The organism is Wolbachia endosymbiont of Diaphorina citri, assembly GCF_013096535.2.
Taxonomy (GTDB): domain Bacteria; phylum Pseudomonadota; class Alphaproteobacteria; order Rickettsiales; family Anaplasmataceae; genus Wolbachia.
On sequence record NZ_CP051265.2, the window covers coordinates 585,186 to 599,119 of the forward strand.

At 34.4% G+C, this 13,934-nt stretch carries 10 protein-coding genes and 1 tRNA gene; 2 read left to right on the forward strand and 9 right to left on the reverse strand.

The window, feature by feature from the left end:
- Position 1 precedes the first annotated feature (1 nt).
- The 9 genes from HGO49_RS02555 to HGO49_RS02595 form a co-directional block, all read right to left on the reverse strand.
- Positions 2-1,240: an IS256 family transposase gene (locus tag HGO49_RS02555; RefSeq protein WP_017532164.1), complete on the reverse strand. Its 1,239-nt coding sequence runs from the start codon at positions 1,238-1,240 to the stop codon at positions 2-4.
- Positions 1,241-1,502: 262 nt separating this feature from the next.
- The gene (locus HGO49_RS02560; RefSeq protein ID WP_017532165.1) at positions 1,503-2,576 is read right to left on the reverse strand and encodes an ankyrin repeat domain-containing protein; all 1,074 of its coding nucleotides are present in this window, start codon (positions 2,574-2,576) and stop codon (positions 1,503-1,505) included.
- Between the two features lie 91 nt (positions 2,577-2,667).
- Entirely contained in the window at positions 2,668-3,447 is a 780-nt protein-coding gene (locus HGO49_RS02565) for an SDR family oxidoreductase (protein WP_017532166.1), read from the reverse strand.
- A gap of 5 nt (positions 3,448-3,452) precedes the next feature.
- Positions 3,453-4,097: an alpha/beta hydrolase gene (locus tag HGO49_RS02570; RefSeq protein WP_017532167.1), complete on the reverse strand. Its 645-nt coding sequence runs from the start codon at positions 4,095-4,097 to the stop codon at positions 3,453-3,455.
- A gap of 89 nt (positions 4,098-4,186) precedes the next feature.
- Positions 4,187-4,552, reverse strand: coding sequence for a hypothetical protein (locus HGO49_RS02575; RefSeq protein WP_017532168.1), 366 nt, complete (start codon positions 4,550-4,552; stop codon positions 4,187-4,189).
- A gap of 94 nt (positions 4,553-4,646) precedes the next feature.
- A complete protein-coding gene (locus HGO49_RS02580; protein ID WP_012481871.1) occupies positions 4,647-6,443 on the reverse strand; it encodes an aminopeptidase P family protein in 1,797 nt (598 codons plus the stop codon).
- A 1-nt stretch (position 6,444) separates the two neighbouring features.
- A complete protein-coding gene (mnmG, locus tag HGO49_RS02585; protein ID WP_017532169.1) occupies positions 6,445-8,493 on the reverse strand; it encodes a tRNA uridine-5-carboxymethylaminomethyl(34) synthesis enzyme MnmG in 2,049 nt (682 codons plus the stop codon).
- Positions 8,494-8,582: 89 nt separating this feature from the next.
- Entirely contained in the window at positions 8,583-9,143 is a 561-nt protein-coding gene (locus tag HGO49_RS02590) for a hypothetical protein (protein ID WP_017532170.1), read from the reverse strand.
- A gap of 169 nt (positions 9,144-9,312) precedes the next feature.
- Positions 9,313-9,388, reverse strand: a tRNA-His gene (locus tag HGO49_RS02595).
- Between the two features lie 144 nt (positions 9,389-9,532).
- Between HGO49_RS02595 and murJ the strand changes: the two genes are divergently transcribed.
- The gene (gene murJ / locus HGO49_RS02600) at positions 9,533-11,029 is read left to right on the forward strand and encodes a murein biosynthesis integral membrane protein MurJ (protein ID WP_026092648.1); all 1,497 of its coding nucleotides are present in this window, start codon (positions 9,533-9,535) and stop codon (positions 11,027-11,029) included.
- A gap of 393 nt (positions 11,030-11,422) precedes the next feature.
- Positions 11,423-13,912, forward strand: coding sequence for an AsmA family protein (locus HGO49_RS02605; protein WP_017532172.1), 2,490 nt, complete (start codon positions 11,423-11,425; stop codon positions 13,910-13,912).
- The last annotated feature ends 22 nt before the right edge of the window (positions 13,913-13,934 follow it).

A 13,934-nucleotide genomic window follows, 5' to 3' on the forward strand; every position in this document is an offset into this window, starting at 1 on the left:
TTTAGTTCAACTCAATTTTCAATCTATCTGGAAAGAAAATATCAAGTTGAGACATAGTTAAAGCCCAATTAGGGAGAGCCATAATCCACTTTTGCTCTACCTTTTTTATAGCACAATATACCTGTTTGTACAAGGCATTTGTACTAGTAAATGAACCCTTAGTTTTAGTAAATTTCCTGATTTGTCTATGCAACCCCTCAATTGGATTAGTGGTGTAAATCAGCTTCCTAACTGGCCCAGAATACTTAAAATAACTGGATAAGTTTTCCCAATTGTTCTGCCAGGATTTTATAACTAAAGGATACTTTTCTCCCCATTTTTCTTCCAGCTCAAGCAGATAATTCTCAGCAATTTCTTTACTTGAAGCACGATATATTTTTTTCAGATCATTCATGAAAACTTTTACATCTTTACTGGATACATATTTCAGAGAATTTCTTATTTGGTGTACTATACATAGCTGCACTTCTGCACTGGGAAATACACTGTTGATGGCTGCAGGAAAGCTTTTTAGCCCATCTACACATGCAATCAGAATATCTTCTACTCCTCTTTCTTTGAGGTTATTTAGCACTCCCAACCAAAAGTTAGCTCCTTCACTTTCAGCCAAATAAAAGCCCAGGACTTCTTTTCTGCCATTTTGGTCTATGCCCAATATATTGTACATACATTTACTTACGCAATGTCCATCCTCCTTGACCTTAAAGAACATCCCATCCATAAATACTATCGGGTATACTGATTGCAGTGGACGACTACGCCATTCATTGATTATAGGCAGTAATTTGTCGGTAATACTTGATATCTCTGCTGCCGATATTTTGTGATCATAAATTTCCTCAACGTGTGACGCTATATCTCTATAGCTCATACCACTGGCAAATGTGCTCAAAATCTTCATTTCAAGCTCTGGATGTAAGCTTGTTTGCCTTTTTTTGACTATTTGCGGTTCAAAACTTCCTTCTCTATCTCTTGGCGTTAACAGCTCAAATGAACCTGCACTTGTACGTAAAGTCTTTCCATTCCTCCCATTTCTGCGATTATTTTCTTCACTTTCAGCTAATAAATGGTTTTCTATTTCACCTTCTAGACTCGCCTCCAGCAGCTTTTTTATAAATGGTGTTAATGCTCCCTCCTTTCCTGTCAACGGTCTTCCTTCTCGTATAGACGACAGGATATTTGTTTCCAACTCTTTATAATCTACCAATCCGTTAGTTCTGTTTACTACTTTTTGACTCATTGTCAAACCTCCATTTTTTTATATCAATTTATTACTTTTTTTCGGTTTGACACACTTTTTTGAACATTCCCACCTTGAGGGTTGCAAATAGGGTAAAGTTGAATTTACATCACTGAGACAGATGCATGTGAAACGAGTGCTTCTCTTCTTGTATCTCAGTTCCCACCATGTCATCTCAGCTTCCATAATGTCATTCGAGTAGCTGACACTGGAATCCATGTAAATTTAACTGGACGCCAATGTCACAAACTAGTTTTCTCATCTATCTTATTTTGCTACTCTGCTGAACAGATACGTCAATTTCATCTACTGATGAGCTAGGTCTGCTATCCTTTATATGTTGTACCAAAAGCTCCATAATTTTTTTTTGCTCATAAAATTGCTGAAATGAATATATTCCATTCGAACCAACTAACACGAAGAATCCTCCTTGTACATTTGGAGGATTATCATGCCAGCTAATTTTTCTTATGTATTCAGCAGCTTGTAAGGAAGTATCTCCTGAAAGGTTTTTAATATTAGGATCAGCACCTTTTTCTAGCAGTAATCTTGCCATTTTTTCATTACCTTTCATAGCTGCTATATGTAGAGGTGTATTGCCAAGCTGATTGCCAATATTGACATCCACCCCTTCTACACTAAGTAATAATTGAGCTACCTCGTCATGGCCATTATCAATAGCTACACACAAAGGATTCATACTGGTATCACAGCCATTGACTTTAGCACCATTATCAAGAAGCAACTTAACTACTGCTGCATGCCCATTCTGAGCAGCTAGATACAAGGGTGTGACATTATTTTTTTTATCTACTATGTTAACATCAGCATTTTTTGTGCTAATTAATAGTTCAACTATTTCAGTATGTCCGTTCTGAGAGGCTAAGTACAGAGCTGTTATACCAAATTCATTGTCTTTAGCATCAATCTCAATTTCTTGAGTATTAAGTAACACCTTTACAACTTCTACAAGTCCATTTTGAGCAGCAATATGTAAAGGTGTCTTACCATCAGTACAGTCTTTTATATTGGGATCAGCTCCCGCTTTAATTAACTCCTCTACTATAGCTTTGCTTTTAGCTGCAACAGCAAAGTGTAAAACTGTACTGCCTTTAGTAGTTCTTGCATGAATATTAGCTTCTTTACTGATTAGTAACTTTACTACGTCTAAATGTCCTGAATAAACAGCAAAATGCAAGGCTGTAAATCCTTTTTTATCCTTGATATTGATATCAGTTTTTACATTAAGTAATAACCTAACTTCATTTATGTTACCATTATAAGCGGCTTGATGTAATAGAATATTTTCAACCGGGAGCGATTGAGTGCTGAACATATTTACCTCTATATAATAGTATGCCTAGTGGTACTACATCAAAACAAGGAACATTCAAGAAAAATTTTTTGCATCTGGCAATCTATTTTCTCTATTCTAATATATACAAACTCTTTAAACCCACCTTGTAATTAGGATAAACTAGAGAGACACCAAGATCTTTTTTAATTTTAGTATTGCTTACTTTTTTTGACCCTAAATAAAAACCCCGTGCGTAATTTGGTACGGAAGAAATCTCAACTGGCTCTGGAGGGCTAATATTGAGAAGCTCAGCTGCATACGTGACCACTTCAGATTGCGTAGCAGGTAAATCATCTGCACAATTGTATATCTCATAAGTCTTTATATTTTGCATGGAAGAAAATAAAATATTCGATATATCTTCAACATGAACACGAGAAAAAATTTTTTTCACATTTCTTGCTTTGCCAAGCTGCAGGTCAATTAGCGCATTTCTACCAGGACCATATATCCCAGCCAAACGAAAAATATGTACAGGCAATTTGCTACTTAGCCACTTCTTTTCAGACTCAAGGCGCTTTTCTCCTCTAATTTCTATAGGCTTTGTTTCAGATTCCTCATTCACCCAATTACCACAGTGGTCACCATAAACATTAGTTGCAGACAGATAACCAAGCCATTTAATATTCTCCAGACAATGACCGTATCTCTCCATAACATCATCGCCGTCTGGAGGAATAGAAACTAAAATATGTGTTACGCTTTTAAGCAGATCTTGATCAACCTTTTCATAATCAAAAAGTTGTATATCTTTATTTCTTGATGTACCGTTAACTTTCCAGCCTAAATTTAGCAATTTTTTCGATAGAAATTTAGCTACATATCCGTAACCAAAGCAAAACAAGTGCATGGAAATTAATTTCCAAAATTCTTCTTGATAAACTCAACCCCTAACCTTATTCCTTCTTCATTAATAATATGGCCTAATCCATGAATTGGGTATCCTTGAGCGTTTACTCCATTTTCTTTCAGAGCTTTAACCGCTAAATCAAGGGAAGAAAAAGGTACCACATCATCAGCGTCACCATGAATAACACATATGCTGGGTTTTGATTTGATCTCCGGTGCAATTTTTGAAGGTGAAAGAAACCTACCAGAATATGCAACAACCGATGCACAAGACTGAAGCCGGGTAAGAGCCACATGTATTGCAAGCATTGCTCCTTGAGAAAATCCAACTAAAGAAAGCTGAGTATCTTTTAAATTAAGCTCCTTTAATTTTGTATCAATAAAATGATTTACAATTGATGCAGCATTTTTCACCCCATTATATAGTGCTTCTTCACTACGATCCTCTAAACTAAACCACTGATAACCATCACCTATTTCTCTCTCAAATGGAGCATTCGGTACCACAAAACATGAATCGGGTAAAAATTTGCTCATAACTTTAGCAAGGTGAGCGAAATTATCGCCACTTGAACCCCAACCATGAAAAAAAATAATCAAATTTTTCTTATTTCCATTTGGACAAATTTCTTGGCTTTTAAGTTCAATCATCTCTCCATCCCTTTATGTTTATATTTAACTCTATGGTAATACTAAATTTGAGCCTCACTACTGCTATAGCTCTTTGATATGAATAAATACTACTTAGCTTCAACTTTCTCTATCAATTTCTTGATCAAGCCTCTCAATCTTCTGCTGGAATCATCAAGCTCTTGAATTTGTGAAACATCTTTTCTCATGAGCTCTTTGTGATTACTCTTTATGTAATCATACATTTCCTTCATCTGAGCAATCATCTTGTTGATATCCATACCACCCATATCAGGTATCATGCTAGGCATATTTCCTTCTAGCATACCGCCAGCCATAAGTTGCTGAGACATTTGCATGAATGGCTTTAAGGTCTGTTGAAGCAAATTAGGGTCGCTTGCCAATTTTTCTATTTGCTCTTTGCAAGTATCCATGTACTGCTTCATAAATTCATCATCTTGCACTTTATCTGTCATAATTACACCTATTTGAAACTAATATTATATATTGTTTTTAATTAAAAACAATACAAGAACAACTATATTAATACTTAATTAAATGACAAATTAACTATTTTAAAGGTTCACATACTCTCTTTAACCATTCCTTATCTTTTATGCCATTTTCTATATTTTTATAAACAAATTGGTGATAGCTATTTATCCATTTAACTTCATCTTCAGTAAGCATTTGTATATCTATTAGCTTTTTATCATAAGGAACAGAGGTCAATTGTTTAAAGCTTAAAAAGACGTTTTCTCGCCTTTCAATATACATCAGATTCTCAATTCTTATTCCATACTTTCCTGGAATATAATAACCAGGCTCGTTAGAAAGTATCATGCCTGGAATGAGTTCCACTTTATTTCCTCTTGATATTGCTTGCGGTCCTTCGTGTACCGAAAGGTAACTTCCTACTCCATGTCCTGTACCGTGCATGTAATCCATTCCAAATTTCCATAAATGTATACGCGCTAATATGTCCAATTCTCCACCAGTAGTGCCAGAAGGAAAGACCGCACTTGCTATCGCAATGTGAGCTTTTAATACTATTGTGTAGTGAGCTCGTTGCTCATTGGTTGGACTACCAATTGCTATAGTTCTTGTAACATCGGTTGTGCCATCAAGGTACTGACCACCAGAGTCAATTAAATACAGTCCATCTTCTTGAATGACTTTATTTGTCTTATTGCTTGCACGGTAATGAATGATTGCTCCATTCTCGTTGAATGCTGAAATTGTTGGAAAACTCGGTTGCTTAAACAAATTCTGCTCTTTTCTGTATTCTAAAACTTTTTCTTCAGCTTCAAGCTCAGTAATTTCACTGTCAATATTGTTTTCAAGCCAATATAGAAAATTTATAACTGCTACTCCATCTTTGATGTGCGCACTTATAGCTCCAGTTATTTCAGTTTGATTTTTTACTGCTTTGTGAATCAAACAAGGATCCTCCTTCTCAATTATCTGCTTATTTTCTATTAGACCTCTTTCATTACTTATTGTCATCCCAGTTCTTGACACTGGGATCCATGCTTTTTTATTTCTGGTCAAGCACTGGAATGACACCGAAGCTGATTTTTCATTTAAATAATGGTTATACAAGGGATCTATTGCATTCATAATGCTCATTGGAGTCGTGCTTGGATCTATCACCACCAAATTTAACTTATGTAGTGAATTTTCTAGCTCACTAATATCAAAAACATTTATATGGTTATCAAAATTTGCTTCTATAGTTGAATGTTCTTTATCTTGAATAAATAAATCAACATTGGCATTTTTATACAATATAGCACGACCCAATATACAAGGAGTATATTCAGAACTTTCATTTCTTAAATTTAATAACCACGAAATTGAATTTGGATCAGTCAGAAGCACTGCTTCAGCCTCTATGTTTTTAGCTACTCTTTCACATTTATCCTTACCACTCTCACCAGATACATGTGAAACTATTGTTTGTGCTTTATGACTACTATCTTTTTTAATTAAGTATGGTACTAGTTTACAAATGCCTTCATATTTTCTTATGTCCTTCATAGTAAAATATTGCGGATAGTAACCCAGTGAGGTAGTCAATGTTAAGTTTGCTTTTACCCATTTGTGTGGATCCTCTTCTTGTATATTATATACTCGAAAACTGCCCTGATCGAGCTGACTGCGAGCTTGTGTGATATAGCGTCCATCTGTAAAAAATGGGCACTTATTACTCTTTGTAACGATAAGTAGCCCATTTGTTCCCGTGAAGCCACATAACTCTGCTAACTCTTTTGAATATTCATTTAAATACTCGTCTTTAGTATTCAACATAAATGTATCAACATTTATTTCGTGCATAAAAGAGCGAAATTCTTCGATTTTTGACATGTTACGCAGAATTAGCAGCTATTTTCGTTTTCTTATTCCTAAGGTACACTAATATGCTAACTATCGCTGCTGGAGTGATACCTTGTATTTGCTTCGCAATACCAATTGTTGCTGGCTTTATTGACTGCAACTTTTCTATCACTTCAGTTGACAAGCCTTTAATCTGTGAGTAGTTGAAATTAGTTGGAATTTGAGTATTAACTTCCTCTTGTAGAAACTTCATATCTGCTTCTTGTCTTACTAAATAAGGCTTGTATTTTGCTTCAATTGCAACTGCTTCATATATTTCATTCTTGGCTATGCTATCAGTTATAGTGTTATTCCAGCACATGACGCTGGAATCTACATTTTTTTCAGTGTCAACTGCATCCATTCTATCATCATTCAAGTACTGGATCCCAGTGTCAGCTACTTGGATGACAGGAAGAGGTGCTTTGGTGTTATGCAAGTAGCTGACACTGGAACCCATGTTTAACTCTGGCCATATTTCTTGTAATTTATTCCAGTCAATATTTGGATAACCGAGCAAATCTAATGCTGTTTTTCTTATTCCATCATAAGATATTTTAATGCCATAGGACCTGAGCTGCTCAGGAGTAATTGTTAGGCTCTCTAATTTCTCCTCAAGTTGCTTAATGGATTTAAGTTTACCCTGCAAAACAGAGTATCTCTCATGCGATACAAGGGAAATGTCATAACCTTTTTGTGTCAATCTTCTATCTGCATTATCTGACCTGATTGCCAGTCTATATTCTGCACGCGAGGTAAATAATCTGTAAGGCTCGGCAATTCCCTTAGTGACCAAGTCGTCTATCATTACACCGATATATGAGTCTGTACGATGAAGAACAAAACTTTTTTGAGATAAAGAGAGTGCTGCATTGATTCCGGCAATAATTCCCTGCCCGGCTGCTTCTTCATATCCAGTGGTACCATTAATTTGACCAGCAAAATATAGTCCTTTAATTTTCTTAGTTTCGAGAGTATGAAATAGCTCTCGTGGATCGATATAATCGTATTCAACTGCATATCCAGGTCTTAATATTTCTGCATTTTCAAGCCCTTTTATACTCTTTATCATTTCATACTGCGCTTCGATGGGCAATGAATTTGAAATTCCATTTGGATATATAGTGTTATCATCAATCCCTTCTGGTTCTAGAAATATTTGGTGATTATTTTTTTCTGCAAATTTTTTAACTTTAGTTTCAATTGATGGGCAGTATCTTGGTGCAATAACGTTATCTAAATATGAAGAAGCTGATCTGTGAAGATTCTCTCGAATTACTCTGTGTGTATGTTCATTAGTATGAGTAATAAAACATGAAACCTGAGGCTGGTTAATTTTCTCTGTAAGATAAGAAAATGGTGTAGGTGGATTGTCACCCACTTGTTCTTGTAATACCGACCAGTTTATAGTGCCACGATCAAGCCTCGGTGGAGTTCCGGTACGTAATCTGCCCAGTTTAAAATCATACTTCTTTAGCGTATTTGCAAGCTCTATTGCAGGTTTATCTCCCATTCTTCCAGAAGGAGTTGTTTGCTCTCCTATATGAATCACACCACGTAAAAAAGTCCCTGTAGTCAAAACAACTCTGCTTGTCAGTATACGTTCACCTGAGTCTGTTATTACAGCTTTTATATAAGATTCTCCATTGCTATCACTTTCGATAAGAAAATCGTCAACTGACTCTTCTTTTACTGTCAAGTTGTTATAATTTAGAATAATTTCCTGTATTGCTTTTTTGTATAATTTTCGGTCTGCCTGTGCACGTGGGCCCCATACCGCTGCGCCTCTGCTGCCATTTAAAACGACCGAGTGTATGCTTGCTCGGTCGATAGCTCTCCCCATTATTCCATCAAGGGCGTCTACTTCTCTAACTACAACACCCTTTGCAACTCCTCCAATTGCTGGATTACAAGACATCTCTCCTATAGTTGAAATTTTGTGAGTTATAAGTAGTGTGTTTACACCAAGGCGAGCTGCAGCTGTAGCTGCTTCACACCCGGCATGACCGCCACCTACTACCACTACATCGTACTTATGCATCTTCTTGAGTAATTCCTACTCTATAATATTCCAACTATCAGTGATTGATGTCAAATTTTACAGATTACAACATTGCACACTAACTTAGCTCAAACTGCCGTCTCTCTCGCAGAAAAAACTTTTTCAACTTTGGGAAAGATGATACTTTTATTAACTTCTTCTTCCGGAAAGGTAATACATTCATACACTTCTTCTTCCTGAGATATTTTGACATATGTAGAATCTGTAATCGAAATTGCACTTACTGCAGATTTAATTGGTGTTTCATCTACACAATGCACTATAGCTACAGTTGCAAAAAGCCCTAAAATCGGTGCTATCAGCCCTATCATTCCACTTATTAATGTAAATCCTATTTTTGGATTAGGAAAAATAGCAGCTATGCTTCCAGCAAGTGTAACTCCAATTATAGCACTTGCAGATATAGTAATACTCAAAAGAATTGCTGCTTTTTCATGCTTTTCCCCAACAGGATCTCTTTTGCAAAACTTATATAGCAAACATGCTACGTGAAAAACCGCAATCAATGCTGGAGCTATACAACCAGCAATTCCACCTATGGCTAAAGGTGATGAAGTGTCAAAACTTAACCACCAAGCTAATACTCCTAGTGCTGACACTATACTATAAGTTAACAAACAAATATACATACAATCCCCTCGCTAATTAAGAAAATGCCATTTTACTCTGAATCATAAACTACTCTCTTCACTCTCAGCCATCTAAGCAGCACATTGGAGTGACAAAAAATGCTACCGGCAAATAATGGCTTTGCAAAAATAGAGAATGTTTATATTTATGTAAAGTGGAAATTTTTAGTGGGGCGAGCGACCAGGATTGAACTGGCGACATTCAGTACCACAAACTGACGCTCTACCAACTGAGCTACGCCCGCCAAGGTATAAAATTTCTAACACACAAGCATAAATAGTCAATTAATTATTTAAGCTACCTACTTTTGCATAGAGTTTTAAGTTTAGCGAATAAACATTTTCATTTATGCTTTTAGCATTATAGTTAATCGTATTGAAATCGTGATATGTTTAAAAGTATTTTCACATTTAGTTTTTTTACAGCTATTTCAAGAATTTTAGGGCTAATAAGAGATGTATTGATTGCTACGGTTATTGGTGCAACCTCTCTTGCAGATATATTCTTTTCCTCGTTTCGCTTTGCTAATTTATTTCGATCGTTTTTTGCAGAGGGAGCATTTACTACCTCATTCATACCATTATACTCTGCAGAGTCATATGATAATAAAAAGGCATTTAATTTCGCAAGTAGTGTAATATCCATTACGTTTATTATTCTAGTAATTTTTTGCCTTATCACACAAACCTTCTTCCCTTACATGATCAAAATCTTCACTCCTGGATTTGACCAAAATAAATTTACCTTTACTGTAACTTTGTCGAAAATTATGATGCCCTACATAATCTTCGTGTCAATCGCATCACTTATTGGTGGAATGTTGCAAGTAAAACAGCATTTTGCTTCAACAGCTATTTCACCAATCATTTTGAACCTCTGTTTAATCATCAGTTTGTTTTTACCTTACATTGAAACACCGGCTCATAACCTTTCTATAGCTGTCCTGATTGGAGGGATTTTGCAGCTACTTTTAATAATATTTAGTGCATACAAATTAAAGGCTTTCTTTTCTTTTAGTTTAGAATTAAGTAACGAAGTGAAGTTGTTTTTCAAGCGTGTGATACCTGCAATTATCAACAATTGTGTAATACAAATAAGTGTATGGATTGACACAATCATGGCAAGTTTTATACCAAATGCAGTTTCTTATATATATTATGCCGATAGACTAAATCAACTACCGCAAGGAGTAATTGGCACTGCAATTGGTACAGTACTTCTTCCTCTGATTTCAAAACGAATAAATGATACTGAGAATATAGTCAAAATACAGAACAAGGCCCTTAATATAGGGTTAATATTAATTATGCCAATAACTGCTGCTTTTATCATTATTCCTGACATAATTTTACTTACGCTTTTTTCTTACGGCCGATTTGATTATTATGCAGTGCAGCAAACTGTTCCTACATTAGTAGCATTTTCTCTTTCTTTACCCGCATTTATTATAAATAAAGTATTGCTACCCACATTCTTTGCTAGGGGAAAGCTAAAAATACCAACTATGTTCTCATTAACGTGCCTTGGAATTAATGTAATACTAAATCTCATATTAATGAACAAATACCAACATATAGGAATTGCTATTGCTACTTCCATTTCCACTTGGATAAATTCTATTTTATTGATTAATTATTTAACAATAAATAAGATGTATAAGATTAGCCAAGCATTATTACTAAATATTGTAAAAATTCTCACTGCAACATTGGTTATGTCAATAGTTCTTTATCTCTCTAATTACTTATCAGCAGGGTTGTTTTTCGATAGAGGGCTAGCTCGTATTGTTTATTTAGTAACTTTAATAGCTTTGAGTGTTATTATTTATTCTAGCACTCTTTACCTAATTTTTAGAGGAAATTTGAATAATTTGAAATATGTATAAATTACACCCTTTGTATTGCTATATGTCATTTCAGCTACTATTCCAATATCCACTCCTTTCATCCCATAACCTATTCCTGTCATTCCAGCATCCCTTCTCTTCTTGTCATCCCAGTCTGGGATCCAGAAATTTTGTTGATTATATAATCTGGAAAACCTTATTTAAGTCACACTGGATCACAGTGTCACACACACAACTGTATGAGTGTTGTGGTTTAAGAGCAATTTCCACTGGGAACCCAGTGCTCATCAGACCAGCTTCTCATGTAAAAATGCTGTGTTTTAACATAAGAATAGCTACTTTTTTGCTAATTAACTTAATGTCTAATCAAATTTCCTGGATCCCAGACTGGGATGACAAGAAGAGAAGGGATGCTGGAATGAGAGGTCTATTATGAAACTTTCTTTATACGCCATATCATCAATCTTGTTTCTATTAATTCTCATGCACGTTGCTGCAACTTTTAAGGATTGGAGTGGCTACAGAGAATATATCGTAAAAGAGTTAGAGAAGATGTATGATGCTAAAGTACATGTTGGAGGAAAAATTGAAGTTTCGCTCATTACTCCAAAACTTACTATTCACAATGTATATGTACAATATAACAAAAACAAGGAACAAAAATTATCAGATTTAATTAGTGCAAAAAAAATTGAAATAAGGCCATCGTTGTTTTCATTTTCATTGCAACCAAAGTCAATCTCATTTTTGGGCATGAAAAGCAACAAAGAAAATTTACTTAATATTATAAATACGAAAGCCAATGATAATATAGTTGATATATTAATAAAGGATAGCCAAATAAGTTTTAACGCTGATACTATTAACATCAAGGAAGTTGCTATAAAAAAAAATAAGCAGTTTTTTGGTGAAGTACAGATTGGTGACAACAATTACGATTTTTCTGGAAAGGTTAATGTCACAAAAAATAATGTACACATTAGTGTTGATTCAAATTTTGCAAATTTGCTATTTAAAGGTAATAGAAATCAAGAAGAGCTCAAGGGCAATTTAGTATTGACGATTAATAATAATTCTGATTCTATGAGCGACTTGGCAAAAATCATTAATCTTAGCTTCCTTTCTTATGTAATTCCCAGCGAAAATATTGAGATATCATCCAATATCAATCTCAATGAAAGCGAGTTTACGGCAACTGATTTAAAAATTGAGTCCAAAAGCATGCAAGGCACTGGTATAATACAAAATGATAGAAAAAGTGATCATACTAATATCAATATTAGTTTTAGTAAAGTCGACCTAAAAAACGGCTCACACAAAACAACAGATATGAAGGGTCTTTTAGAATCTTTTAGAGAGGTTGTGCCAAAGAACCTGAGCTTGGATTTTAATATGGAAGCTTCAAATATTCAATATCAAAACAGGATATTGGACAAATTTCATGCTACGCTAAAATTTGCTAATGGCGAAATAAACGTTGATACTCTTCTTCAATTTCCTGGAACCAATAATATATCTCGCTTATCAGGAAGAGTTTCAAACAATGGCAACTTGTCTGAATTTAATGGTGATATATTGATAAAGGGTGAGTCGTTCATTTCACATATTTTACCTTCTATCAAGATGCAAGAAAGAGAGAAAAGTCAATTTACAGCAAGTTCTAAACTATATTTAGCACCTAGAATATTATCTCTTTCAGATATCAGATTGCTAAATAACAAAGAATCTTGGCAAGGATCAATTAAGGTAAATCACACAAAAAAACACAATATGATCGATAGTAAATTTAGCATACATAACATTGATATAGATAAATATGATTATTCATTATTCAGCAAAGTGCAATGGCTGAAAAATCTTAAATATGATGTAAATATAAGAACTAGTGTTAAAGATTCTATATTCAATGGTACAAAAATTGAAGATTTGGATTTTTCATTAAAAATACAAGAGAACAAGCTAGTTGCAGATAAAATAAAGTTATTCGGAGAAGATTTCGACATTACCGGTAGTGTAAAAATATTAGTGGATCAAAAATACACTAAGCCTTTATTAGACGTAAACCTTACAGGTAATAAATTTAATGGAAATATCTTTAAATTACCAAAACTATTAGAGGTAAAAAGAAACTCAAGAAATGAAATAAATCAAATTCAATGGTCAACAAAGCAGCTTAATTTTTTAGATGAGAAAGGAGATTTTGATGCAAACGTGCAAATCAAAACTACAGAATTTAAAATTGGGCAAAACGTCTTAAAAGATTTTAACTTGGATACAGTGATAAGAAACAACACTATCACTATCAAACAGATAAGTTACATACTAGAACATGGACAAATGTTTTTTCAGGGTTATCTAAAAGCAGGCTCAACTCACACAAAATTTTCTATTGCAAATTTGGACACCAAGGAAGTTATAGGAGTTAATAACATAAATGGCAAGATAAGCTTAAGTGGTGAAATCAAAACTCAAGGAACAAGCTTTGATGATTGGGCTAGTAACTTATCAGGAAATGTAAACTTTCAAGCACAGAAAATAGAATTTACTAATGTGGATTTTAATTCATTCATCACTAAGTTGTTAAGCAGTAAGAATAAACCTGAAATTTCCAAGCTTGCTTATGTTGATATATACAATGGCAGTACGCTTTTTGAAAATATTAGTGGAAAAGTAAGTATTAACAGTGGTGTATGTTCAACTAGTTCACAGTTTAGTATCGATCAAGCATCAGGTTCTATCTCTTCTAATTTAATCTTATCTAAGTTCTCCTTAACTTCTATATTCAGACTCTTTTTCATACTACCAAATCATAATAGTCCTCTTTATATCGAGGCACACTTAGATGGCCCTATTTGGTGCCCTAAGATGAGTTTTGATGTAGACCAAATTTACAACACCTTAGTTAGCAAGAAAAATAGTTAACTCATTTAGCTACATTATTTAG

What these genes read in the sequence shown, in the direction of transcription:
- mnmG (WP_017532169.1), bottom strand. Translation starts at nt 8,493, where the DNA reads ATGCATAAGTACGATGTAGTGGTAGTAGGTGGCGGTCATGCCGGGTGT.
- HGO49_RS02575 (WP_017532168.1), bottom strand. Translation starts at nt 4,552, where the DNA reads ATGACAGATAAAGTGCAAGATGATGAATTTATGAAGCAGTACATGGAT.
- HGO49_RS02590 (WP_017532170.1), bottom strand. Translation starts at nt 9,143, where the DNA reads ATGTATATTTGTTTGTTAACTTATAGTATAGTGTCAGCACTAGGAGTA.
- HGO49_RS02560 (WP_017532165.1), bottom strand. Translation starts at nt 2,576, where the DNA reads ATGTTCAGCACTCAATCGCTCCCGGTTGAAAATATTCTATTACATCAA.
- HGO49_RS02570 (WP_017532167.1), bottom strand. Translation starts at nt 4,097, where the DNA reads ATGATTGAACTTAAAAGCCAAGAAATTTGTCCAAATGGAAATAAGAAA.
- HGO49_RS02555 (WP_017532164.1), bottom strand. Translation starts at nt 1,240, where the DNA reads ATGAGTCAAAAAGTAGTAAACAGAACTAACGGATTGGTAGATTATAAA.
- HGO49_RS02605 (WP_017532172.1), top strand. Translation starts at nt 11,423, where the DNA reads ATGAAACTTTCTTTATACGCCATATCATCAATCTTGTTTCTATTAATT.
- HGO49_RS02565 (WP_017532166.1), bottom strand. Translation starts at nt 3,447, where the DNA reads ATGCACTTGTTTTGCTTTGGTTACGGATATGTAGCTAAATTTCTATCG.
- murJ (WP_026092648.1), top strand. Translation starts at nt 9,533, where the DNA reads ATGTTTAAAAGTATTTTCACATTTAGTTTTTTTACAGCTATTTCAAGA.
- HGO49_RS02580 (WP_012481871.1), bottom strand. Translation starts at nt 6,443, where the DNA reads ATGTCAAAAATCGAAGAATTTCGCTCTTTTATGCACGAAATAAATGTT.